The organism is Cupriavidus sp. LA-1 (genome assembly GCF_055385985.1).
In genome coordinates, this window is sequence record NZ_AP031388.1 from 1845532 (window position 1) to 1870409 (window position 24878).

Below are 24878 nucleotides of genomic sequence, written 5' to 3' on the forward strand. Positions count from 1 at the left end.
TTTCAACTTGAATTACCACAATCGGGGGAAGGCTTTACCCCGTGCGAGGGGTAGGTGAAGGGCGGCGCCGGGGGAGCGAATACCTGATCCGGCATCCGCCGGAACGGAGTTTCAGAATGATCTTCCGCCAAGCGTATATTCTCCGTTGCCGCCGCCTGATTGTATTGCGGTAGATACGATTGTTGACGATCTGCTTCGGCGGGCTGAGGTAGTGTCTCGACCGGCAGTGCATCCCGCCATGTCCCTGAACTGATACAATGGCTCGCGCCGAAGGCGCGCAATGAACAGAGTATGAGTCGCGGCTCCGTCTTCCTGGGGAAGGAAGACGCCGGACGCCTGGTCTCCGGGGTAGGGCAAGCCTCGTTCGCCCGGCTGCGGAAGTGCCGGAAGTGCTGTCGTCACGCACCGCTGAAGGGCGAAGACCCTGCAGGTTCAGTCACACCGGGCGGCAATTGGCGGCACCTCACGGCTCACGGCAAACGCCGCAAGGCCATGGGCGGGATTGGTCATCCCGCTTTTGTGCTCGGGACAGTCGTGCGGCAGCGTGTTGGCTGACCGGCTCCACGCCCTTGTTGCAGGGATCGGTGGTCGCAATGTCTGGTCGCTCTTGGCCGGTATCGGGTTGCAACGGGTGATGCAAACACATAAGAACAACGAAGTGAAAAAAATGACAACGGCCGAGGGCAGAGTTGCGTCCCGCATCTATGTGCCGGTGCGCGTGAAGTTTGGCATTGCCCTGTCCGTGGCGGTCGGATGGACCGCTTTTTCCGTGTGGATTGCCCAGCAGTGGCTGACCGACCTCGCGCACAACGTCGGGGTGGTGCCGGCCGTGCTGCTCGTCGGCGGGATCGCCATCGTCCCGGGTTTCATGAATGCCTTCCTGATGGCCAGCCTGGCCATGGACCGGCGGCCGCCGCGCCAGCCGCTCGAGGTCTATCCGCCGCTGACAATCCTGATTGCCGCATACAACGAAGAGGCGTGCATTCTCGACACCCTGGCCAGTATCGAGCGCCAGAACTACGCGGCACCGTTGCAGGTGATCGTGATCAACGACGGCTCGCGCGATGGGACCGCCGCGCTGGTGCGCGGGGCGGAGGCCAGCTATCCGTGGCTGCGGTTGCTCGACCTGCCCGTGAATGGCGGCAAGGCCAGGGCGCTGAACGAGGGGTTGAAGCTCGCCGGGGACGAACTCGTCATCACCGTCGACGCCGATTCCTACCTGCAGCAGAACGCGCTGAGCAGCATCGTCGAGCGCTATCGCCAGGACCCGCCCAGTACGCGCGCCGTGGCCGGCAAGATCCTGGTGCGCAATTCACGCCAGAACTGGCTGACGCGCTGCCAGGAGTGGGACTATTTCCAGGGGATTGCCGCCATCAAGCGCATGCAGTCGCTCTACCAGGGCACGCTGGTGGCCCAGGGCGCATTCTCCATCTACGACCGCCGGGCCCTACTCGAGGTGGGCGGCTGGGACGATTGCGTCGGCGAGGACATCGTACTGACCTGGGCCCTGCTGAAAGCCGGCTATCGGGTAGGGCACTGCGAGGATGCCTGCATCTTCACCAACGTTCCGGACAATGTCGGCCAGTTCGTGCGCCAGCGGCAACGCTGGGCACGCGGCATGATGGAAGCCTTCCGGCAGCATCCTGGCATCCTCGTGGTGCCGCGCATGTCGACCTTTTTCGTCTACTGGAACTTGCTGTACCCGTGGCTGGACCTGGCGTTCACGTTGGGGTTCCTGCCCGGGGTCGTGCTGGCGCTGTTCGGCTGCTACTGGATCGCGGGGCCGATGACCCTGGCCCTGTTGCCGCTTGCCATCCTGATGAGTTTCCTGATGTTCTCGATCGAAAGGCGGATGTTCGATCGGTTGGGCCTCAAGGTCAGGCGGAATCGGCTTGGCCTCTGCATCTACGTCATTTTCTATAGCCTGCTGCTGCAGCCCGCGAGCGTGCTCGGCTATGTCGATGAACTCTTCAAGACACGCAAGACCTGGGGTACCAAGTGAGACGATTCAGCTTTGTGTTTCTATATGCGGTGCTTGGGTTCCTGGGTGCAAAGGCAGCGGTAGCGGAGGAAGCGGCGGCAACGGACGAGAAGGTGCTGGACCAGGGGATCGGTCCCGAGTTCCTGGCCACCAGCGACAGCGAGGGCTTCCGCGCGCGGCGCTTGTCGGTCGAGTACCTTCCCAGCATGCAGCATGCCGACCACTTGTATGGCCTGCGCGCGAGCGACTATCGCTACAGTCAGGATGGCTGGTCGCGCCATGGGCAGAAGCTGAGCGTGCTGGGGCGGCAGCTGGACCCGGCCACCCTGAATGGATGGACGATGGACGTCGGCGTCTTTGCCCAGGGCGGGCACACGCTGCTGACGGCTGACGGCGGCTACCGGTTGTCGCTGGCGAAGCGGACCTCGCTGGAAGTCTTCATCAATCGCGATTGGGTCGAAACCCGCACGGCGCTGGACCGCGGTGTTTCCTACACCTTTGGCGGGGTGGCCGTGGACCAGGGCATCGGGCCGCATGTAACGCTGGTGGGCGTGGCCGGCCAGCAGTACTTTTCCGATGGCAATCGTCGCGATCACGGCCGGCTCAGGCTCATCTACCAGCCGTCGCTGGACCTGGGCCTGACGTTGCAGGCACGCTTTCGCGCTTACCGCAGCACGCACGAGGATGTCGGCCGCGCGTACTTCAACCCGGAGCATTACTCGGAATCCATGCTTGCGATTGGCTGGCGCCAGCGCTACAAGGGCTGGGTGGGATCGCTGGTGGCGGGCCTGGGCCGGGAAAAGATCGTTGACGCGCCGCTGCAGCCGACCAAGCTGTTTGAGTTGGGCCTGCAGAGCCCGGTCCGTGGCGCCCAATCGTTGCGTCTGCGTGCGGGTTACAATCGCAGCGCATCGTTTAACGGGCCGAACTATCACTACCGCTACGTGCTCGGCGAGTGGATCGTCCGCTTCTGAGCCATGCATCGACGGCTGGTGTCGCGGTTCGGTAACATTGCAGCATCCGGCTTGCTTCGGCCCCGCTTGCCGCGCGATTGTCCAGGGCCGTGCCCGCCAGGGTGGGTATCAAGCAGACGTCAATATTGCCCGACGTGAGTCGCAGTGGCAGTCGCAGTAGGCAGGGGGGTGGATGAGAATTGCCTCGGTGGAGGATGATCCGGATCAGGCCGAACTGATCCGGCAGATATTGGGCGAAGCCGGTTTCGAGTGCGAGTCCTTCGCCAACGGCACGGACTTCCTGCGCGCGCTGCGCGAGCGCGCCTACGACCTGCTGCTGGTCGACTGGCAGTTGCCCGGCACCAGCGGCTATGAGCTGGTCAGCTGGGTGCGGCAGAAGTCCGGCAACATGCCGCCGATCCTGTTCGTCACCAGCCGCACCGCCGAATCCGACATCGTCGACGGCCTGACGGTGGGCGCCGACGACTACATGCTCAAGCCCATCCGCGCCGGCGAGCTGATCGCCCGCGTGCGCTCGCTGCTGCGCCGCGCCTACCCGGAGGCCGCGCAGGAAGTGGAGCTGATCCGGCGCGGCAACTACACCGTCGATACCCACGCGCGCACCATCGCCGTCGGCGGCGAGGCCGCACTGCTGTCGCCGCGCGAATACGAGCTGGCGCTGTTCCTGTTCCGCAATACCGGGCGCCTGCTGGCGCGCGAGGTGGTGGAGCAGGCCGTCTGGGGCCGCGCCATGGGAGCGGGCTCGCGCACGCTCGACACGCATATCTCGCGGCTGCGCCTGAAGCTGGCGCTGCGTCCCGAGAACGGCGTGCGGCTGACTTCCGTGTATTCGCACGGCTATCGATTTGAAGAAATTTCCGCTGCCGAAGCGCAGGCGGACGAGGCCGGGGCGGATGCGTAAGCGGATTGGATGTGTCGCGCTGGCCCTGCTGGCCGGCGTGGCGGTGCCGGCGCACGCCGGACCCGCGGGCGCCGAGGGCGCCGATTTTATCTACGTGGTGGAGCCGGGCGATACGCTGATCGGACTGGCCTCGCGCTACATGGCGTCGGAGCAGGGGTGGCGCACGCTGCAGCGGCTGAACGGCGTGGCCGATCCGTACCGGCTGGTGCCCGGCTCGCGCCTGCGCATCCCGCTCAGCCAGATTCCCGAACAGGCGGCGTCTGCCCGCGTGGTCTATGTGGCCGGCGAGGTCCGCGCCAACGGCCGGCCGGTGCAGGCCGGCATGACGCTGGATGAAGCGGCGCGCATCGAGACCCCCACGGGCGGCTCGGTCACGCTGGAGCTGCCGGACCGCAGCCGCGTCACGCTGCCGCCCGCCACCACGGTGGCGGTGAGCCGGCTGCGCACCTTCGCGCGCAGCGGCCTGACCGATACCGTGATCCGCATCGACAAGGGTGCCGCCGATACGCGCGTGGCGCCCGAGGGTGGCGGCGTCGGCCGGTTCGAGCTGCATACGCCGATGATGGTGACCGGCGTGCGCGGCACCCGCTACCGGGTCTCGGCCGACAACGCCGGCAGCCGCAGCGAGGTGCTGGAAGGGCGCGTCGGCGTCAGCGCGGCGCGGGGTGCCCGCGCCACGCCGGCGGCGGACCGTGCCATGACCGCGGCGGCGTCGGTCGGCGCCGGCTATGGCATCGGCGTGTCGTCCGGCGGCAAGCTGTCGCAGCCGGTGGCGCTGCTGCCGGCGCCGGTGCTGCTGCCCCCGGCCGATACCGTGCTGGGCCCGGCGTTCAAGGCCGCCTGGCAGCCGGTGCCGGGTGCCACCGGTTACCGCGTGCTGGTGGCGCGCGACGCGGTGCTGAGCGAACTGGCCTGGACCGGCACCGTCAGTGGCGCCAATGTCACGGCCACGCGCGTAGACGGGTTGCCCGAGGGCACCCTGTACCTGAGCGTCAGCGCGATCGACAAGCAGCAGCTGACCGGATACGGCGCCCAGGCGCCGGTGTCGGTGCGGCTGAACCCGCCGGCGCCATTCACGCAGCAGCCTGCCGCCGATGCGGTGCGCTACGCCGACGCCGTGGCCTTCGAATGGGCCACCGTGCCGAGCGCGGCGCGCTACGAGCTGGCAATCGCCGCCGATGCGGACTTTACGCGCGAGGCCGCCGTTCATCCGGCTACCGAGCCCGGCGCCACGCAAGCGCTGGCCCCGGGCCGCTGGTGGTGGCGCGTGCGCAGTGTCGATGCGGCGGGCCGGCCGGGACCGTGGTCGGATGCGGTGCCGTTCAGCGTCGAGCTCAAGCCGCCCGTCCCCACCATCCAGGACGACGGCGGCGCGCTGCATATCGGCTGGCCCGAGGGCGGCGGCGCGGGCACGGGATACCGGGTCCAGATGTCGGCCGACGCCGGCTTCGCCACGCTGCTGGCCGACGAGCAGGCCACCACCAACGCCATCGACCTGCCGCGCCCCGCGCCGGGCGTGTATTTCATCCGCGTGGCGCGTGTGGCGCCGGGCGTGACGCCTGACCCGGCGGCGTTCTCCGCGCCGCAGCGTATTGAGGTCATTGCCGTCCTGCGCGACTCGCAGGGCGGCGCAATCGGTTCGGGCGACCGGCCGGACGGCGGTGGCCGCATCCGGCTCAACTGACACGCCAGGCCCGGCAGCGGCCCCGTCCGGGCGCGCCGGCGCGCGGGTAGGCGGGTCCGCATTCGGGCGGCGCACGCTGGTCGAATGGTGCCTGCTGGCGGCCGCCGTGCTGGCCCTGGTGATGCTGGCCGCGCGCGAGGGCTGGGCCGAGCGCGCCGACCTGGCCGCCTACGACATCGCCATCAGCGCCCAGCACCACCCGGCCCGCGACGACATCGTCATCGTCGGCATCGACGATGCCAGCATCAGCGCCATCGGCCGCTGGCCTTGGCGCCGCGCGGTGCTGGCGCAGCTGGTCGAGCGCATCGCCGCCGGCCGGCCGCGCGTGATCGGCGTGGACGTGATCCTGTCCGAGCGCGATACCCGCTATCCGCAAGATGACGCCGTGCTGGCGCGCAGCATGGCGTTGGCCGGCAACGTGGTGCTGCCGGTGGTGGCCGAGTCCGGTCCCGACGGCATGCTGGTGCGCTACCCGCTGGCCGGGCTGGGCGCGGCGGTGGGCCATATCAATATGGTGGTCGATACCGATGGCGTGGCTCGCCAGGTCTACCTGCGCGAGGGACCGCATCCGGTGGCTGCCGCGGGCGTGCCGCACCTGGCCGCGGTGATGGCGGGCTTCGGGCGCGGCGGCTTGCCCGCCAGCGTGCGCCAGGAGCCGGCCCTGGTGACCGAAGCCAACGGCTGGGAGCGCAGCGGCCGCCTGCGCATTCCGTATGCCGGCCCGCCCGGCACCTTTGCCCGCGTGTCGGTGCGCGACGTGCTGGAAGGCCGCGCCGATCCGGCCATCTTTACCGGCAAGGCGGTGCTGATCGGCCCCCTGGCCACCGGCATGGGCGACGTGCTGCCGACCCCGGCCTCGCGCGATGGCCGCGGCATGAGCGGCGTGGAGATCCTGGCCAATACCGTGCAGGCGGTGACCGACGGCGACGCCATCATCGTGGTGCCGCTTGCGTGGCAGGTCGGCGGCACGCTGCTGGCGGTGCTGCTGGCCGCCCTGGCCGCGCTGCGGCTGCCGCCACGCGGCGCGCTGCTCGTCACCGGGCTGCTGCTGGCCGGCCTGCTGCTCGGGTCGCTGGCGCTGCTGGCCCTGGCGCGGCTGTGGTTTGCCCCCGCCGCCGCGGTGTTCGGCTGCGTGCTGTTCTACCCGCTGTGGAGCTGGCTGCGCCAGGAAGCGGCCTTGCGCTTCCTGACCGACGAGCTGGCGAGGCTGGAGCGCGAGCCCGGCGTGATGCCCGCGCCGCGGCATACCGGCGCCACGCTCGACAGCCGCATGCGCGCGGTCTACGCCATGAGCGCGCAGTTGCGCGGCATGCGTCGTTTCCTCTCCGACGGGGTGGAGAGCCTGCCCGATGCCACCGCGATCTGCGACCTCGACGGCGCCGTGCTGCTGGCCAACCGCCGCTGCGTGGCGCTGGCGCCCGCCGTGCTCGACAGCGAGCCGCCGCGCGCACTGGACGAGCCCGGCCCGCCGCGCCCCGGCATCCGCGCCCTGATCGAAGCGCTGTTTCCAGCGCCGGCGCCGGCGCTGGCCTATTGGCAGGCCCTGCACGACCGCCACGCCGGCGCCCGCATCGCCCCGGCCCCGGTACCGGAAGGCGGCATCGAAGTGGCCGGGCGCGGCGACCGCCGCTACCTGCTGCACGGCGCGCCGCTGCATGCCGAGGCCGGCGCCGTGGCCGGCCTGATCGTCAGCGTGATCGACATTACCGCCATCCGCATTGCCGAGCGCCAGCGCGAGCAGATGCTGCGCTTCCTGTCGCACGACATGCGCTCGCCGCAGGCGTCGATCCTGGCACTGATCGAACTGCACGAGCACCGCGCACGGCGCGACAGGGCATCCGGCGATGCCGCCACCGACAGCGGCGTGCTGAACCGCATCGCCGCCCATGCACGCCGCACCATGACGCTGGCCGACGACTTCATCAGCGTCGCGCGCGCGGAGTCGAAGTCGCTGGCGTTCATGGAGGTAGAGCTAGGCGGGCTGGTGCTCGACGCCACCGACCAGCTCTGGGCGCTGGCCAAGGCGCGCGACGTGACACTGCAGATCGACCTGCCGGACGATCCCGCGGTGTTGCAGGGCGAACCTGCGCTGCTGGTGCGGGCCATCGCCAACCTGGTCAGCAATGCGATCAAGTTCAGCCCGCAAGGGGCGATGGTGACGGTCTCGCTCACGCGCGAGCCGGACAGCTTTGTCGTCGCCGTGCAGGATCACGGGCCGGGGATTGCCGAGGCGGATCAGGCGCGCCTGTTCGAACCGTTCGCGCGCCTGCATGAGGGGCAGCAGGGCGCACCCGAAGGCACCGGGCTCGGGCTGGTGCTGGTGCGGGCGGTGGCCGAGCGGCACGGCGGCAAGGCCAGCGTGCGGAGTGCGGCCGGGGCGGGTGCGATGTTCCGCATGGAATTGCCCATGACCTGAGTGGTACAGCAATCGGCGCAAGTCATGCTATGGCTGCTGACACAATTGTTGGCAGTCGCCAAAGGCGGATGTGCGTAGCATCGGATTGCCGCTGGAGCCGCATCCGGTGGTCTTCGCGCCCACGCCAGGCTCCCCCAACGGCCGTTACCGGCGTGGGCGGTTTTTTTGAAGTGGAATGGGAGTAGCCGAGCGCATTCTTTAGAATGCCGCACTCCATCGTGACCCGCCGCAGCTCGTGCTGCAGGAGCTGGACTATCCGGGCTCGTTTCCATCGCGCTGCCACAGGCGGCTGCTGGCACGCATTGGCCTATATTTGGGAGGTAAGATATTGCCTTCTGCCGCACAACAGCTCCCGGACTATTTTCCCTTGCTGAAGTGAAAGGCAAGACGTCAGCCATTTCCTCAAATATAAACGGCCCATCGGCACAGCAGAATCGCCATGCCCACATCGCCCAAGTCCACTTCGCGACAAACTGCCGTGACGCGAGCCAGGTCAGCCTCGCAGCGCGAGGCGAAGATGCCGAAGGCGAGCAAGGAAGCCGAGGGTCTGGTCCGTCGCCCCCTCCAGTCACGTAGCGAGCAGAGCCTGGCGAATATGGTGGCCGCCTGCCGTGCGCTGGCCGAGCAGCGTGGAAATCTGGACGAAATCTCCCTTGGCGAGGTGGTGGCGGCGGCGAAGACATCCATCGGCGCCTTCTACGCGCGTTTCAAGGACAAGGAGGCGATGCTCGCCTATGTTCTCGACGTCGTGCTCGGTGAAGTAGAACAGGTCGCGCTACGTTCGATCGCAGAGCATACGGTCTGGCAAACCGGGCCGGCCGAGGCGATCGTCGAGCGGATTGTGCACTTGTATGTCAGCCAGTATCGCGAGAACCGGGGCTTGTTCGGCGCCTTCCTGCGGCACTACACCGCGCGTGGTCTCGAACTGAATCTCATGCGCAAGGCCAATCGCCGCATCATCGGGCTGATAGAGCCTTGGCTGGCCAGCCAGCTCCGCGACCGTTCCCGGCCGGTTGCCATCTTCGAAGTCCGTACTGCCATCCAGTTCGTCGTCGGAACGCTTTCCAATATGCTGCTCCACGACCCCGGACCACTGCATCTTGACGATGAGGCCATCGAGCAACATCTGAACCGCATGGCGACGCGCTACCTCGGGCTCCCGGAGGCCCGTCCCGCTCGCGGCGGGCGTCGCCTTACGCGGTAGCCGCTCGCCCCGAGGATCTCGCGGGCGCACGGGAACGTGAATTTAAACAGAATAGTCGTTCTATTTAATGTTCGACGTGACCCGGGCGATCCGTATGCCCGGGTGCGGATCGCATCGTGCTATTGGCTGATGCCGGTGCCACGCGCCCCATCGATGGTGGTCATCACATGGCGGCGCGCATCGAACTCCTCCGCAACCTTCTGGTCGTTGGCGAACTGAGCCTCGACGTCAACATTGGCGAACTCGATCGCGCCCATGGCAGCAAAGGCGTCCTGTACGCGCTGGCTCCACAGTCCGATATCCTTCACCGTGGGTACGATGCGGCTGAACAGCCGCTGGCGGAACATGCGCATGTTCTCCGACTCCATTACCGCTTTGGCGCACTCATCCTCGGGGAGTCCCAGGCGGCCCCATACCTCCTTCTGGTCAAATCGGTCACGCATCTGGTAGCAAGCTTCTATGACGAAATCTTCTCGCTCGCGTTGCTCTGCCTGCGTGAGTTGCGGATAGTAGCCGCGCAATGCGGTGCGGCCGAAGGCGACGTGGCGCGCCTCATCCTGCATCACGTAAGCATTGATCGATGCCGCAAGGGGGTTCTTCGAGTAATCGCGAATACGCTGGAAGGCTGCCAGCGCAAGCCCCTCGACCAGAACCTGCATGCCGAGATAGCAGAAGTCCCACCGCGAATCGCTCAGGATGGATTCCAGCAGGGATTTCAGACCGGGCGTGATCGGATACATGACACCGACCTTCTCGTGCAGCAGGCGAGAATAAGCTTCCACGTGGCGCGCCTCATCCATGGTCTGGGTGGCCGCATAGAACTTGGCGTCGATTTCCGGAACCATTTGCACGATGCGCGCTGCGACCATGAGCGCGCCTTGCTCGCCGTGCAGGAACTGCGACAGCGAATGCGCTTGCTGATGAATGCGCAACTCGATGCGGTCCTTCTCGCCCAGCTTGTCCCACAGCGTGGTGCCGTAGATCGGGATCATGCGGTCGTCCAGTTCCTGGGGATTCTCCGGATCGAGTTCTTGCGACCAGTCGATGCGGTCCGTCGCATTCCATTGCTGCTTCTTGCTGGTCTCGTAGAGCTGCAGAAGCTTCGATGACTCGTCGTCGTACTCCCAGTTGAACTCAGTGGCTACCTGGCTACTGACAGACCAGCCGGTCTGCATGACGGGCAGGGTGTAACGATGTAGCGATGACATGACGTCTCCTTTGACGTGTTCTTGTTTCTGACCGATCTGTCCCGGCGGGCCGCATTGCCGGAGTTCGGGGAGACCTGCCTTGTGTTCGCTTTTGTCTCCGGCTATAAATAGAAGAATAATTCTGTTTCTGGTGAATGCAAGTGCCCGGGATGCGGGCCGGTGATTGAGGAGACCCCATGCAGTTCCATCGCCTTACCGTTGCAGATGTGGTCGAGGAGACTGGAGAAGCGCGCTCCTATGTGCTTTCCGTGCCAGAGGCGCTGCATGCATCGTTCCGTTATCGAGGGGGGCAGCACCTGACTTTCAGGGTAAACGTGGATGGGGAAATCCTGACCCGCAGCTACTCGTTGTCCAGCTCGCCGGAGTCGGGGGGGCTGCCGGTGGTCACGGTCAAGCGTGTTCCGCAGGGCCGGGTCTCGCACTGGTTCCATGCACATGTCAGAGCCGGGACGGTGCTGGAGGTAAGCGCGCCCACCGGCCGCTTCGTGTGCGACGAAGGCGAATCGCCTCTGGTGTTTTGCGCGGCCGGCAGTGGTATCACGCCGATCCTTTCGATGATCCGCTCCATGCTGGCGGGCACGCGACGTTCGATCACGCTCTTCTATGCCAACCGGGACGCGGACAGCGTCATCTTCGGGGATGCCATCGCCCGGCTGGTCGAGGCGCATTCGGACCGGCTGGAGGTGGTGATGCACTACGACGACCAGAATGGCTACCCGGAGGCCGGCAGGCTCGCGAAGCTGCTGGGCCGCGGGAGCACCTTCCAGCTTTACCTGTGCGGGCCGGCGCCGTTCATGGCGACTGTGCAGCAGGCCGCGGCTGCTGCCGGGGTCCCGGGTTCCCGCGTACACCTGGAGCGCTTCGACGCGGCGCCCGCCGCGCAAGGGGAGACAGCGGCGCTCTGGTCGGACAAGGATTGCCATGCGCGCGTCACGACCGGAGGAACCCAGCACGTGGTGCGTGTGACCGGTGGCCAGACACTGCTGCAGGCCGTTCTTGCGGTCGGATTGGAAGTGCCATACGCCTGCCAGGAGGGATACTGCGGTTCATGCGCGGCGAAATGCGTGGACGGCGAGGTCGTCCACGCACGCAATGACGTGTTCAATGCCGACGACCTCGCGGGCGGCTGGATCCTGGCTTGCCAGGCGCACCTGCGCCACGACCGGCCGGTCGCCATCACCTTCGACGTATGAGCTTTAATGTAGGAAGCAAAATCCGGAGACAGAAGATGAAAGCTGCAGTGATGGAAAAGGTGGGCGCACCGCTCTCCATTCGTGATGTTGCCATCGTGGAGCCGGGGCCGCGTGAAGTGCTGGTGCGCACGGCTGCCGTAGGATTGTGTCATAGCGATCTCCACATGATCCACGGCATATACCCGCTGCCGTTGCCTGCCGTACTCGGGCACGAGGTGTCGGGGATCGTTGAGGCAGTCGGGTCTGAGGTTTCGGGGCTGAAGGCGGGCGACCACGTGGTCGGTTGCCTGTCGGTCTATTGCGGGCACTGCCCGGTTTGTGCGTCAGGCCATCAGGTCTTGTGCCAGAATCCCGAAGTCAAGCAACCGGCGGGCAAGGCTGATCGCCTTCGCCTGGCCGGCAATCCGCTTAGCCAGGTCTTCAACCTCTCGGGCTTTGCCGAGCAGATCCTGGTGCACGAAAATGCGCTGGTGAGAATCCGCCAGGACATGCCGCTAGACCGCGCGGCCCTGCTGGGTTGTGCCGTCATCACCGGCACGGGCGCTGTTTTTCACAGCGCGAAAGTGCAGCCGGGCAGCAGCGTGGTGGTGGTGGGTTGCGGTGGTGTTGGCCTCTCTGCTATCAACGGCGCGGCCATTGCCGGGGCCGCTCGGATCATCGCGGTCGACATGTTGCCGGCCAAGCTGGAGTTGGCCCGAAAATTCGGCGCGACTGACGTGGTGAATGCCGGCGAAGGCGATGCCGTGGCGCAAGTGTTGTCGCTGACGGGTGGCGGCGTGGACTTTGCCTTCGAGTGCATTGGCCTCAAGCAGACCGTGGAGCAGTGCTATGCGATGCTGGCTCCGGCGGGTACCGCCACGGTGATCGGCCTGTTCCGCCCCGACGCGAAGATCGAACTGCCAGCCATCGACTTCTTGCGCGAGAAGCGTCTCCAGGGCTCGCTGATGGGGTCGAACCGGCTGAGCGTTGACATCCCGCGTCTGGTCGAGCTGTACACGCAGGGCAAGCTGCTGCTCGACGAGCTGATCTCACGGCGAATCTCGCTGGACGAGATCAACGAAGGCTTTATCGCCATGCAGTCTGGCAATGTGGCCCGCTGTGTGGTCACGTTCCCGGGCGTGGGCGGCCTGTAGTGAGTGCCTTGGCGCGCCATGCGACGGATCCGCTGCTGGGCCTGGTGGCTGCGGGACTCGGATGGGCCGTCATCACGCCCCTTTGCCTCTGGCAATCGCGGGCGTGGCTGGAGCGGGTCGACCTGGTGCCGATTCCGCCGTCGCGGCCGAATCTCCCTCACTCCCTACGCCTTGAGCGTCAAGACAAAGCTCGTCCTCCCCCCCGCCGACTCCACCCCGATCCCCCCACCATGCGCGGCCACAATCGCCTGCGTAATCGCCAGCCCCAGCCCCGCGCCATCGGACTCGGGCCGCGCCCGCGACTTGTCGGCGCGGAAGAACCGGTCGAACAGCGATGGCAGCAACTCTGGCCGGATGGTGTCGCCTTCGTTCTCGACCACCACTGTCACCGCTTCTGCGGCGGGCGATATTTCCACCACGATGCCCTTGCCCGCGGGCGTATGCCGCAGCGCATTCGAGAGCAGGTTGCTCAACGCGCGCCGCAGCATCAGCCGGTCGCCGGTGATGCGGCCACGGCCGCGCAGGGTCAGCCGCACACCCTTGTCCTCGGCCAGCGCATCATAGAAATCGAACAGCGCGGCGACTTCATCCGCGACCTCGATCGGCTCCGCGTTGGGCAGCGAGATGCCGTGCTCCATCTTGGCCAGGTAGAGCATGTCCGACACCATGCGCGACAGCCGCTGCAGCTCTTCCACGTTGGAGGCCAGCACCTCGCGGTACTTGGCCGCGTCGCGCGGCTGCGACAGCACCACCTGGGTCTGCGTCATCAGGTTGGTGATCGGCGTGCGCAGTTCGTGCGCGAGGTCTGACGAGAACTCCGACAGGCGCGCGAAGTCGCGCTGCAGGCGTTCCAGCATGGCGTTGAGCGTGGCGGCGAGGTCGGCCATTTCCACCGGCACGGCATCGACCGGCATGCGCTCGTCGAGCTTGTGCGCGGTGACAGCGCGCGCGCGCGAGGCCATGGTGCGCAGTGGCGAGAGGCCGCGGCGCGCGGCCCACCAGCCCAGCAGGCCGCTCGCCAGTGCCGCCAGCGCGCTGTAGAAGGCGAGCGACTGGCGGAACGCGTGCATGAAGTGGGCATGCAAGGCCGTGTCCATGCCAACCACGACCTGCAGCGGCCCGGGCTGTCCGTCCGCCACCGGGGCCAGCGCGCGCAGGCCGCGATAGGCCTGGCCGCCTTGTTCCCAGGTGAAGACGTCCTGCCGCGCCGGCAGTTGCGCGGCGGCTGCCAGCGCCATGCCGAAGTCGAAATCCCGCGTGGCATACAGGCGCTTGCCGTCGGCGGCGCGCACTTCGGCGACGAAGCCGGGATGGTGTTCCAGCGCCGGGCCCAGGCGCTGCGGCAGCGACGCCGCCGGGCCCTCGGCCGTGATCTTCCGGATCAGCCGCACGTTGTCGCCCAGCACGGCGTAGTCTTCGTCGGCGAAATGATTGTCGATCGCCAGCCAGATCAGCACGCCCAGGCCCAGCAGCACCGCGGCGGACGACAGCGAGAACAGGATGGTGAGCCGTGCCGTCAGCGACTTGCGGCCCGTCATGCGCGATTCTCCTCCGGCGCTTCCAGCACGTAGCCCATGCCGCGTACGGTCTGGATCAGCCTGGGCTCGAACGCATCGTCGATCTTCGCGCGCAGGCGCCGGATGGCGACGTCGATGACATTGCTGTCGCTGTCGAAATTCATGTCCCACACCTGCGAAGCGATCAGCGAGCGCGGCAGCACTTCGCCGCGGCGGCGCGCCAGCAGTTCCAGCAGGGCGAATTCCTTGCTGGTCAGCGTGATGCGGCGCCCGGCGCGCGTGGCCCGGCGGCGGGTCAGGTCCAGCACCAGGTCGGCCACCTGGATGCGGTCCAGCGCCATCTGCGCGGTGCCCCGGCGCAGCAGCGTGCGCACGCGCGCGAGCAGCTCGGAGAAGGCGAAGGGCTTGACCAGGTAGTCGTCCGCGCCCAGCTCCAGCCCCTTGACGCGGTCCGCCACGCTGTCGCGCGCGGTCAGGAACAGCACCGGCACGGCGTTCTGCGCGGCGCGCAGCGCCTGCACGATGCGCCAGCCGTCCATGTCCGGCAGCATCACGTCCAGGATGACCAGGTCGTAGGGCTCGGTCATCGCCAGGTGCTGGCCGTCCAGCCCGTTGGCCACCAGGTCGACGACGAAGCCCGCCTCGGTCAGCCCCTGGCGCAGGTATTCGCCGGTCTTGGACTCGTCTTCCACCACAAGCAGTTTCATCGGCACTTTCCTTGATCGATCAGTCACTTTACGCCGGCGCCGCCGCCGCCAACATGACGGGAAGATTACCGGATTGTCATGTTCCGGTCAGGCGTGCGTAGGGTGGCCCTCGCTACGCTTGGCGTGCTTTCAACCAGGATCTGATGCCATGCGACGCCACCCAAGCCCCGGCCTTGTGCTGCCCGATTTTCGACGACGCCGCTTCGTGCAGGGGCTGGCCGCCGGCGGCGTGGTGGGCGGCCTGTCCGGGATCGGCGGCAGCGCCTGGGCGCAGCATGCGGGCCATGGCGCCGGCGAGCGCGCCGGGCAGCCCGCGCCGGCGGGCACGGGCTCGGCGCCGGTGCTGCGCGGCACCGAGTTCGACCTGGTGATCGGCGAAGCGCTGGTCAACTACACCGGCAAGCCCGCCATCGCCACCACCATCAACGGCATCCTGCCCGGCCCGACGCTGCGCTGGCGCGAGGGCGATACCGTCACCATCCGCGTGACCAACCGCCTGCGCGAAGCCACCTCGATCCACTGGCACGGCATCATCCTGCCGTACGGGATGGACGGCGTGCCCGGCATCAGCTTTGCCGGCATTCCGCCTGGCGAGACCTTCACCTACCGCTTCAAGGTCGCGCAGGCCGGCAGCTACTGGTACCACTCGCATTCGGGTTTCCAGGAGATGACCGGCGTGTACGGCGGCATCGTCATCGATCCGGCCTCGGGCCAGGAAACCGTGCGTGCCGACCGCGACCATACGGTGCTGCTGTCGGACTGGACCGATGAAGACCCGATGCGGGTGCTGGCCAAGCTCAAGATCCAGGGCGACTATTACAACTACAACCAGCCCACGGTGGTCGACTTCTTCCGCGACGCCTCGCGCGACGGGCTCAGGCAGGCGCTGGACAAGCGCCGCATGTGGAACCAGATGCGGATGAGCCCGACCGATCTGGCGGACCTGTCCAGCGCCACGCTGACCCACCTGGCCAACGGGGTCACGCCGGCGGGCAACTGGACCGGTGTGTTTCGCCGCGGCGAGACCGTGCGCCTGCGCTTTATCAACGGCTCGGGCAATACCTTCTACGACGTGCGCATTCCCGGGCTCAGGCTGCGGGTGGTGCAGGTCGACGGCCAGGATGTCGAACCGGTCACGGTCGACGAATTCCGCTTCGGCCCCGGCGAGACCTGCGACGCCATCGTCGCGCCGCGCGACGACGCCTACACGCTGTTCGCGCAGTCGATGGACCGTACCGGCTATGCACGCGGCACGCTGGCGGTCAGGGAAGGGCTGGCGGCACCGGTGCCGGCGCTGGACCAGGCCGAGTGGCTGACCATGACCGACATGATGGGCGGGATGACGGGCCATGGCGGCCACGGCGGCATGCAGCATGGCGCCATGCCGATGCAGGGCATGGAACACGCCGGCATGGACCACAGCCAGCACGCCATGGCCGCCGCCGATCCGCTCAAGGTCCCCAGCAAGACCGCGCGCCATGCCCGCACCGAATACGGTGCCAGCACCGACATGCGCGTCGACATGGCCCGCACCAACCTGGACGACCCCGGCATCGGCCTGCGCAACAACGGCAGGCGCGTGCTGACGCTGGCCGACCAGCACACCATCGGCGGGGCCATGGATGCGCGCGGCCCCGGGCGCGAGGTCGAGCTGCATCTGACCGGGAATATGGAGCGCTATACCTGGTCGTTCGACGGCGTCGAGTTCGGCAAGTCGACGCCGGTCTACTTCAGGCACAACGAGCGCCTGCGCGTGATCCTGCACAACGACACCATGATGACGCATCCCATGCACCTGCACGGCATGTGGAGCGAGCTGGAAGCACCGGACGGCAGCTTCCAGGCACGGCGCCACACCATCCCCGTGCAGCCGGCGCAGCGCATCAGCTTCCTGGTCACGGCCGATGCACTGGGACGCTGGGCCTGGCATTGCCACCTGATGCTGCATATGGATGCGGGCATGTTCCGTGAAGTGGTGGTGGCGTGATGGCACAATGTGAATTCGCAATCGTTATGCACGGGCACAGGAAGACGATGCTGGCGGCGGCGCTGGCACTGACCGCCATGGGCGCAGCCGCTGCGCAAGACCCGCATGCCGGCCACGCGCCAGGCCATGATCAGCAGGCTGCCCACGCGGCGCCCGCCGTCATGCAGGATATGGATCACAGCCAGATGCAAGGCATGGAGCCGGACGGGATCCAGACCATGGATGGCGGCGGCGCGCTGCAGGAGACTGCCCCCGCCATGAACCATGGCGACATGCAGATGCAGGGCGGCAGCGCGCCGCCCGACGCCCGCGATCCGCACGCCTACTCCGGCGGCTACCAGCTGGGCGTCGGCAAGTACGCCCTCGGCGACAAGCGCCAGCTGGTGATGGCCGACCAGCACCTGTTCGCCTCGGTGCTGGTCGACCGCCTGGAGTGGGCCCATGCCAACGGCGGCAATGCCGCCGCCTACGAGGCGCAGGCGTGGTTCGGCAACAGCTACGACAAGCTGGTGATCAAGGCCGAGGGCGAGGCGTCGAAGGGCAAGCTGCACGAGGCCCGCACCGAACTGCTGTGGGGCCACGCCGTGGCCAGCTACTGGGACACCCAGCTGGGCCTGCGCAACGACACCGGCAGCGGGCGCCCGGCGCGCAACTGGCTGGCCTTCGGCATGCAGGGGCTGGCGCCGTACTGGTTCGAGGTCGATGCCACCGCCTATGTCGGCACCAGCGGCCGCACCGCGCTGCGGCTGTCCGCCGAATACGAACTGCTGCTGACGCAGCGCCTGATCCTGCAGCCCCGCATCGAAGCCAACCTCTATGGCAAGAACGATCCGGAGGCGGGCATCGGCAGCGGCCTGTCCAGCGGCACCGTGGGGCTGCGGCTGCGCTATGAATTCGGCCGGCAGTTTGCGCCGTATATCGGCGTGGAGCGCTACCAGGCCTTCGGCAATACCGCGGACATGATCCGGACCTCGGGCGGCAAGGCGGGCGAAACGCGCTTCGTCGCCGGCGTCCGCGTCTGGTTCTGACAAGACAACTTCAATCTCAACAGGTAGAGACCACCATGCATGCCAATCGCCCCCTGATCCACGCCATGATTGCGGCCACGGCCGCGCTGGCCAGCAGCATCGCCTTCGCGCACCCGAAGCTGGTATCGTCCACGCCGGCGGACAAGGCCGAGGTGGCGCCGCCGCAGAAGATCGAACTGCTCTTTTCCGAAAGTCTGGTCACCCAGTTTTCCGGCGCCAACCTGGTCATGACCGGCATGCCGGGCATGGCCAGCCATGCGCCGATGAAAATGGCCGTGAAGGTTGCCGGCAGCGACGACCCCAAGGCCATGGTAATCACGCCGGCGCAGCCGCTGCCGGCAGGCAGCTATCGGGTGGACTGGCGCGCGGTCTCGTCCGATACCCATCCCGTCACCGGCAATCTCGCCTTCACGGTGAAGTGATTGCCGCAGGCTGACTGGTTGGCTGCCGGCCTGCGCCTGTCGCTCTATGTCGATCTGGCCTTGCTGTTCGGGTTGCCGCTGTTCTGCACCTATGCACTGCAGCGCGAGGAACGGGCCTCACGCTTTGCGATGCGCTGCCGGGCGCTTGCACTGGGCTGTGCGATAGCGGGCATCGTGCTCTCGCTGGGCGCCCTCGCCGTGATGGCGAAGGTCATGACGGGAGCGTCCGAATACGCTGCATTGCAGGGCCATGTCTTCGCGATGATCGTCACGGGGACGGAGTTCGGCGTGGCCTGGTCGGTGCGCCTGGTGGCCTTGCTGCTCTGCGTGCTGGCGGGCATGACGTGGCGCAGCCCCCGCGCGCGTTTCGCGGCGCTCGCCATGCCCGGCGGCATTGCGCTGGGCACGCTGGCATGGGGCGGGCATGGCGCGATGCATGAGGGCGCCATCGGCTACCTGCACCTGGCATCGGACGTGGCGCATCTGCTCGCCGCCGGCGCCTGGGTTGGGGCGCTGGCGGCGTTCCTGCTCCTGTCGGCGTCCAGGGGGGCTACGAACGACGAGGACGTTGCGCTGCTGAGCCGCACGTCAAACGGCTTTGCACGCGTTGGCACCGTCATCGTCGCCACGCTTGTGCTGTCCGGCGCGCTCAACTACTGGCTCATCGTCGGCCCCGCCTTGCCCGAACGCGCGCCGCTGTCCTACGGCGGGCTGCTGGTGGCAAAGCTCATGCTGTTCGTGGCGATGCTCGGCCTGGCGGCCGCGAACCGCTTCCGCCTGAGTCCGCGGCTGGCAGCGGCCGTCCGGGCAGGGGAGCCCGCCATGGCGATACAGGCGCTGCGGCGCAGCCTGATGCTGGAGGCGGGCGCCGCGACGCTGGTACTGGCGCTGGTGGCTGTGCTGGGCATGTTGTCGCCGGCGCCAGCATGAACCCGGGGCATGCAAGCGCAGGCGATCAGGCGCCCGGCACGGATCACCGGCGGCGATCCGTATCGTTGCTGTGAGGGCTCATGTACGGCATGTATCGGCGCGCTGTACCAGCCGGTGCAGGCTCGCGCTCATGGGCTTGAGTGCGGCGCGCTCAGCCGTGAGCGCGATAGCCAGGTTGCCGCGGCCGTCGCGCAGGGCGGCCTCGATCAGGGTCAGGCCGATGACGTCGCGCTGCGCATGGCTTCCGCCGAAGCGGTGGGCAATCAGGCGCACCGGCAGCAGCAGGTCGATGGCGGTGGCGTAGTCGCCCTGGTCGAACGCGATCAGCGCATCGGCCAGCGGCAGCCCCACCTCGCGCGACATCATGGCGTTGGTGCCGTTGCCCAGGGCGGCGCGCTCCAGCGCGGCACGGACCTGGTCGGCCGCGGCGGGCCGGTGCGCGCCCAGGCTGGCCATCACGGCATGGACATCGTTGAAGGCATAGTAGCCGGCCGCGCCGCGCCCCAGCCAGTCGTCTGCCACCGGCTGCCAGCGCCCGTTCAGGTCCACGCCGCGCAGGTGCAGCCGCCACAGCAGCGCGGAGGCGTCCACCAGGTCCAGCGCGATTGCCGGCGCAGGGCGGTTGATATGGCGGTCGTACAGCGCCAGCACATCATCGGTCCGGCCATCTTCCAGCTGGAACAAGGCCAGGTGCCACCAGTTGTGCACGGCCAGCATATTGTCCCCGGCCCAGTCGTCGCGGCGCCCGTCCAGCCAGGCGATGCCGTCGGCCAGCCGGCCCTGCATCTCCATCACATGCGCCACCGCGTGCACGGCCCACGGGTCGCGCGGATTGAGTTCCAGCGCGCGCCGGCCGCTTTGCTCGGCGCGGTCGTAGAGCTGGGTTTCCTCCAGGCCGAAGGCATGCATGCCAAGCAGGTAGCCATAGCCCGGCATGCCGGCATCCCAGTGCGGCAGCGCCTGCGCCACGCGGTCGCGCAGCATCGAGGATTGTCCCAGCAGGAAGTCTTCGAGATGCGCGGTCTGGATCGCCAGCAGGTCGCGTGGATAATCGGTCACGATATCGCCGTAGAGCCGGACCGAGCGCTCGAACTCGCCGTCCAGCCAGGCGCGTGCCGCGGCAATGTGGCGGCGCTCGCGGTCATTGGCGCGGCCGTGCAGGGCTTCGCCGGCTTCGACACTCTGGCGCAGCATGGGCTCGGCCGCGCCGTCGCCGGAAGTCACCATCAGCGCGGCGCGCAGCGCGTGCCCCATGGCGAATTCGGGGTCGGTGGCCAGCGCCGCGTCGATGGTGGCGAGCGGGTCGCCGTAGTAGCCGTTCAGCAGGCGCAGGGCCGTTTCATACTGCTCGACCGAGCGGGCGTTCCGGGTCGAGACCGGGAGGTCCCTTGAATCCGTCAGTGCCATGGCAATCTCCGTGCGCCCGCGGCGGCGGGGCTGTCACGAACCATCGTAGACGGCAAATCGTCCGGTGTAACGGGTGGGGAGGGGTGCGGCGCACCATGCCCGCCGCAAGGCGCATGGCCGGGGTGCGCTGTGCGCTATATGGCGCTGCCGCCATATTGTTGCCGTGCGTCGGTTAAACTGCCGCATCCCCAATCACGACCTCACGACCAGGTTTCCCATGAAATCACTCGCGCTTTTCCTCGGCACCCTGACCCTCGCCGGCGCGGCCTGTGCTGCGCCGGCCGCCCCGGCTGCTTCGGCCCCGGCTGCGCCCGCGGCGGCGCCGCAGACGCTGGCATCGGGCATGACCATCCAGCACCTGATCAAGGGTAACGGCGCCTCGCCCAAGGCCACCGACACAGTGCAGGTCCACTACCGCGGCACGCTGGCCGACGGCACCGAATTCGACAGTTCCTACAAGCGTGGCCAGCCGATTTCGTTCCCGCTCAACCGGGTGATCCCGTGCTGGACCGAAGGGGTGCAGGCGATGCAGGTGGGCGGCAAGGCCAGGCTGACCTGCCCGCCGGCCACGGCCTACGGTGCGCGCGGCGTGCCGGGCACGATCCCGCCGAATGCCACCCTGACCTTCGAGGTGGTGCTGCTGGGGATCGGTAGCTAAGGCCGCATCAGCGCGGCGCCTGCGGCTGCCCGGGCGCCGGCGCGTCTGCCGGCGCGGCAGGTGCTGCGGGGGGCGCTGGTTTGGCCCCGGAGTCCTCGTCGTCGCCGTAGTCCGGCAGCGCCGTGTTCTGGCCGAGCAGGTAGCGGCGCCGCTGCAGGTAGCCGTCGCGCACAAAGGCGTACTTGTCCAGCGCCGCCAGCTTGAGCAGGTCGGTGGCGCCCAGCAGGTTGGTGCGCGTGTCCACCACGTTCATCCCGTACAGCGAATTGCGCACGGCCGGCCGGGTATAGGTGGTGGGATCGAACCAGAAATTCACATACAGGCCCACGCCGTCCCGGAACGAGCTGGGGCCGAACACCGGCAGCACCAGGTAGGGTCCCGACGGCACGCCCCACGTGCCCAGCGTCAGCCCGAAGTCCTGCGAATGCTTCTGCAGCCCGGCCGGCGTGGCAATGTCGATCAGCCCGCCGAGTCCCAGCACGGAATTGATCGCCACCCGCATGAAGCTCTCCGCCGCGTCAACGCCCTTGCCTTGCAGCAGGTTGTTGGCAAAGTTGCCCACGTCCGCGATGTTCGAATAGAAGTTGGTGACCGCGGTGCGTACCGGCTCCGGCGTGACCGCCTTGTAGCCCCTGGCCACCGGCACGGCGACGTACTGGTCGAGCTTGTCGTTGACGGTGAAAACCGTGCGGTTCATCGGCTCCAGCGGGTCGTCGGGATTGGCCAGGGGGCCGGTGGCGCAGCCCGTGAGCAGGGCTGCGGCGAAGAGAGTCGTGGCGAGGGTCGCAAGGGGATGGCGGACGGGCATCGAGGCGGGACGGGTTCGGTCGCGAGAGGTTTGTGATTATGGCCGGGCCGGCTTGCCCTGTCTCTGGTGGCTGCCTTCGCGCGGGCGGCCCATCAGGATCGGCTGGAAGAATACGGCGCCAACCAGCGTGCAGGCCAGCGACAGCGCCAGCAGCTTGCCCATGCTGGCGGTGCCGGGATGCTGCGACAGCCACAGGCTGCCAAAGGCGGTGGCGGTGGTGGCCGCACTGTACAGCACCGCATGCGTCAGGCTGGACTGCAGCAGCTGGGTCTTGCCGTGCCGCCAGGCAATCACGTAGTAGATCTTGAACGCGACGCCGATACCCAGCAGCAGCGGCAGCGCGATCACGTTGGCAAAGTTCAGCGCAATGCCGAACACCACGCACAACTCCAGCGTGACGATGGCCGAAACCAGCAGCGGTATCAGCGTGCGCAGCACGTCGCCAAAGCGGCGCAGCGTGATCCACAGCAGGATGGTGATCGACACCACCGCCCAGATGCCGGCCTGGGCAAAGGCGGTCATGATGGTATCGGCCGAGCCGCGGATGGCGATCGGTCCGCCGGTGGCGGCCGGCGCCACGCGCTGCACCGCGGTGATGAAGCGGTCCAGCGCGGCCTCGCGCTGCGCGCTGGCGGGCGGTGGCAGCTTCGGGCTGATGCTGACCAGCGCGCGCCCGTCCGGGGTGATCCAGTCGCGCACCAGCTCGGGCGGCAGCGTCTGCTGGCTGACGGGCTGCGGGCCCAGTGCCAGCTTCAGCCGCGCCAGCGCCAGCTGCAGCGGCAGGGCGATGGCGCGCTCGGCGCGGTCGCGCGTGGCGGCGTCGGCGGCGGCGAGCTTCTTCAGCGTGGCGGACAGGTGCGCGGCTTCGGCCGCGCCCGCACCGGGATGTTCGTCGGCGGCGATGGCGAGCTGCCGCGCGGCATTACGCAGCGCATTGACGCGCGCGGTGTCGGCGGCGGGCGCGGCGGTGGTTTGCATGAGCGCCGGCATCAGCGCGGCCGAGGCCTGGCCGATGGCCTCCAGCTTGGGCGCCTGGTCGTCGGGAATGAAGGTCTGCAGCGTGACGGCACGCGCCACCTGGGGCAGCGCCGCCAGCTTGCCGGCGAGATCGTGCGCGGCCTGCAGCGATGGCGCCAGCACGCTGACATCGTCGGTGCCGGCCTGCGGCGCGTCCCTGAGCGCCAGCAGCGTGGCCATCGATTCGGACCTGGGATCCTTCAGGTGGAGCGGGTCAAAGTCGAAGCGCAGGTGCGCCAGCAGCGGCGCGCCCGCCACGATCGCGAGCAGGGTGACCAGCAGCACCGGCTTGCGGTAGCGGTCGAAGAAGCGGTCCGCGGGCGCCAGCCAGGGGAAGCCTGGCGCCACGGATTCGCCGCCGGGTTTCAGCACGCGGATCAGCGCAGGCAGCAGCGTGAAGGTGGTGGCGAACGCCACCATCATGCCCACGCCGGCGATCAGCCCCAGTTCGGCCACGCCGCGGTAGTCGGTGGGCAGGAAGCAGAAGAACGCCGCCGCCGTGGCCGCGGCGGCCAGCGCCAGCGGCGCACCCACCCCGCGCGCGGACAGCCCCAGCGCTTCGACGATATGGTCGCGGTCATGGCGCTCGGCGCGGTAACGCACGCCGAACTGGATGCCGAAATCCACCCCCAGCCCGACGAACAGCACCGCGAACGCCACCGAGATCATGTTCAGCGCGCCAACCATGGCCAGCCCCAGCGCGGCGGTGATCAGCAGCCCGGCAAACAGGCTGGCCAGCACCGCCACGATCAGCCGCGCCGAACGCAAGGCCAGCCACAGGATCAGGACCACCACCAGCACGGTCAGCACGCCGTTGAGCGCGGCACCGTCGCTGACCGAGGCGAATTCATCGTCGGCCAGCGCCTGCGGGCCGGTCAGGCGCACCGTGGCCTGGTAGCGCTGCGCCAGCTGCAGGTCGGCCGCGGCCTGCCGGATCGCGCGCGAGGCGGCGGCCCCGGCCTGCAGGTCGCTGTAGTCCAGCACCGGGCTGAGCGCGATATAGCTGTAGACCTGGCCATCGGGCCCGGGTTTGAGGCTGTCGTCGAGCAGCCCCGCCCAGGACAGCGCGGCGGGCTTGCCGGCCAGCACCTGGTCGAGCGCCTGCGCACTGCTGCCCAGCAGTTTTGCCATGTCGCCCAGCTTGACCTGGCCCATCTGCAGCGGCAGGTTCAGCGTGGTGGTGAGAAGATCGGACAGGCCGCGCAGCGTCGGGTCGTGCGCGAGCGCATTGACCAGCGGCCGCGCCTGCGTGAGCTGCTGCGTCAGCTGACTGACTTCATCGGTGCTGGCGAACAGCAAGCCGTTGCGCGCGAAGAACGGCCCGCCGCCGGGCTGGCTCACCGCCGTGAAGCGCGCCGGCTGCTGGCGCAAGGCGCCGGCCAGGGCGTCGGCGGCGGCGTCGGCCAGTTCTGCTGCCGGCGCCTGCACCACCGCCAGGATCAACTGGTTGCGCTGGGGAAAGGCCTTGCCGATGGCCTCGTCACGCACCGCCCAGGGGGCGTCTGATTGCAGCAGGCGGCCGATGTCGGTGTTGATCGCAAAGTTGCGGGCGACGTAGACGCCGCTGGCAGCGGTCAGCAATGCCGCCAGGACGATGACACGCCACGGCCAGGCGGTGGCAAGCCGGACAATGCGTGTCAGCAGCGAAGTCAGCATGGACTGGTATGGAGGGAGCACAAACCGCGAGTATATCGGCTGGCGGC

19 protein-coding genes are annotated in these 24878 nt (G+C 68.0%); 13 read left to right on the plus strand and 6 right to left on the minus strand.

The annotated features are described in order from the left end of the window. The first annotated feature begins 502 nt into the window (after positions 1–502). The 6 genes from ACZ5MJ_RS27580 to ACZ5MJ_RS27605 all read left to right on the plus strand — a co-directional run bounded on the left by ACZ5MJ_RS27580 (position 503) and on the right by ACZ5MJ_RS27605 (position 9160). Positions 503–2002 (plus strand): glycosyltransferase family 2 protein, encoded by a 1500-nt coding sequence (locus tag ACZ5MJ_RS27580; protein WP_464224102.1) that lies wholly within the window; start codon positions 503–505, stop codon positions 2000–2002. After that, positions 1999–2955, plus strand: a complete 957-nt coding sequence (locus ACZ5MJ_RS27585) for a hypothetical protein (protein WP_464224103.1) — start codon at positions 1999–2001, stop codon at positions 2953–2955. The genes ACZ5MJ_RS27580 and ACZ5MJ_RS27585 overlap by 4 nt, the downstream gene beginning before the upstream one ends. Before the next feature lie 172 nt (positions 2956–3127). Then, positions 3128–3856 (plus strand): response regulator transcription factor, encoded by a 729-nt coding sequence (locus tag ACZ5MJ_RS27590; protein ID WP_464224104.1) that lies wholly within the window; start codon positions 3128–3130, stop codon positions 3854–3856. Then, entirely contained in the window at positions 3849–5540 is a 1692-nt protein-coding gene (locus ACZ5MJ_RS27595) for a FecR family protein (RefSeq protein WP_464224105.1), read from the plus strand. Before ACZ5MJ_RS27590 ends, ACZ5MJ_RS27595 begins: the two co-directional genes overlap by 8 nt. Further along, positions 5518–7956, plus strand: coding sequence for a CHASE2 domain-containing protein (locus ACZ5MJ_RS27600; RefSeq protein ID WP_464224106.1), 2439 nt, complete (start codon positions 5518–5520; stop codon positions 7954–7956). Before ACZ5MJ_RS27595 ends, ACZ5MJ_RS27600 begins: the two co-directional genes overlap by 23 nt. Before the next feature lie 439 nt (positions 7957–8395). Continuing rightward, positions 8396–9160, plus strand: coding sequence for a TetR/AcrR family transcriptional regulator (locus ACZ5MJ_RS27605; RefSeq protein WP_464224107.1), 765 nt, complete (start codon positions 8396–8398; stop codon positions 9158–9160). Between the two features lie 119 nt (positions 9161–9279). Here ACZ5MJ_RS27605 and ACZ5MJ_RS27610 read toward each other — a convergent pair whose 3' ends face one another. Beyond that, positions 9280–10368, minus strand: coding sequence for a ferritin-like domain-containing protein (locus ACZ5MJ_RS27610; protein WP_464224108.1), 1089 nt, complete (start codon positions 10366–10368; stop codon positions 9280–9282). A 176-nt stretch (positions 10369–10544) separates the two neighbouring features. On the opposite strand from ACZ5MJ_RS27610, the gene ACZ5MJ_RS27615 reads away from it, so the two are divergent. Next, on the plus strand, positions 10545–11561 hold the full coding sequence (locus ACZ5MJ_RS27615; protein WP_464224109.1) for a 2Fe-2S iron-sulfur cluster-binding protein: 1017 nt from the start codon (positions 10545–10547) through the stop codon (positions 11559–11561). 35 nt (positions 11562–11596) lie between these two features. Next, positions 11597–12694: a Zn-dependent alcohol dehydrogenase gene (locus ACZ5MJ_RS27620; RefSeq protein ID WP_464224110.1), complete on the plus strand. Its 1098-nt coding sequence runs from the start codon at positions 11597–11599 to the stop codon at positions 12692–12694. Between the two features lie 164 nt (positions 12695–12858). On the opposite strand, the gene ACZ5MJ_RS27625 is transcribed toward ACZ5MJ_RS27620, so the two are convergent. Together ACZ5MJ_RS27625 and ACZ5MJ_RS27630 are read right to left on the minus strand one after the other, a co-directional pair. Then, complete coding sequence (locus tag ACZ5MJ_RS27625; RefSeq protein WP_464224111.1) at positions 12859–14232, minus strand: heavy metal sensor histidine kinase; 1374 nt, start codon at positions 14230–14232, stop codon at positions 12859–12861. Beyond that, positions 14229–14918, minus strand: coding sequence for a heavy metal response regulator transcription factor (locus ACZ5MJ_RS27630; RefSeq protein ID WP_464224112.1), 690 nt, complete (start codon positions 14916–14918; stop codon positions 14229–14231). Before ACZ5MJ_RS27630 ends, ACZ5MJ_RS27625 begins: the two co-directional genes overlap by 4 nt. Positions 14919–15066: 148 nt before the next feature. Here ACZ5MJ_RS27630 and ACZ5MJ_RS27635 point away from each other — a divergent pair, with 148 nt between their 5' ends. Genes ACZ5MJ_RS27635 through copD form a run of 4 tightly spaced genes read left to right on the plus strand, consistent with a single transcriptional unit; the run spans position 15067 to position 19285 of the window. Beyond that, positions 15067–16905, plus strand: coding sequence for a copper resistance system multicopper oxidase (locus tag ACZ5MJ_RS27635; RefSeq protein ID WP_464224113.1), 1839 nt, complete (start codon positions 15067–15069; stop codon positions 16903–16905). A 26-nt stretch (positions 16906–16931) separates the two neighbouring features. After that, on the plus strand, positions 16932–17933 hold the full coding sequence (locus ACZ5MJ_RS27640) for a copper resistance protein B (RefSeq protein WP_464224114.1): 1002 nt from the start codon (positions 16932–16934) through the stop codon (positions 17931–17933). A gap of 35 nt (positions 17934–17968) precedes the next feature. Next, complete coding sequence (gene copC, locus ACZ5MJ_RS27645; RefSeq protein ID WP_464224116.1) at positions 17969–18355, plus strand: copper homeostasis periplasmic binding protein CopC; 387 nt, start codon at positions 17969–17971, stop codon at positions 18353–18355. After that, positions 18356–19285: a copper homeostasis membrane protein CopD gene (gene copD, locus ACZ5MJ_RS27650; protein WP_464224117.1), complete on the plus strand. Its 930-nt coding sequence runs from the start codon at positions 18356–18358 to the stop codon at positions 19283–19285. A gap of 78 nt (positions 19286–19363) precedes the next feature. Here the strand turns inward: copD and ACZ5MJ_RS27655 are convergent, their stop codons facing one another. Further along, positions 19364–20692, minus strand: coding sequence for a tetratricopeptide repeat protein (locus ACZ5MJ_RS27655; protein WP_464224118.1), 1329 nt, complete (start codon positions 20690–20692; stop codon positions 19364–19366). Between the two features lie 217 nt (positions 20693–20909). On the opposite strand from ACZ5MJ_RS27655, the gene ACZ5MJ_RS27660 reads away from it, so the two are divergent. Continuing rightward, positions 20910–21350 carry an FKBP-type peptidyl-prolyl cis-trans isomerase gene (locus ACZ5MJ_RS27660; RefSeq protein WP_464224119.1) on the plus strand — a complete coding sequence of 147 codons (441 nt, stop codon included), beginning with the start codon at positions 20910–20912 and terminating at the stop codon, positions 21348–21350. A 7-nt stretch (positions 21351–21357) separates the two neighbouring features. Here ACZ5MJ_RS27660 and ACZ5MJ_RS27665 read toward each other — a convergent pair whose 3' ends face one another. Further along, on the minus strand, positions 21358–22158 hold the full coding sequence (locus ACZ5MJ_RS27665; protein WP_464224120.1) for an MlaA family lipoprotein: 801 nt from the start codon (positions 22156–22158) through the stop codon (positions 21358–21360). A 36-nt stretch (positions 22159–22194) separates the two neighbouring features. Beyond that, positions 22195–24831, minus strand: coding sequence for a hopanoid transporter HpnN (gene hpnN, locus ACZ5MJ_RS27670; protein ID WP_464224121.1), 2637 nt, complete (start codon positions 24829–24831; stop codon positions 22195–22197). Positions 24832–24878 lie beyond the last annotated feature (47 nt).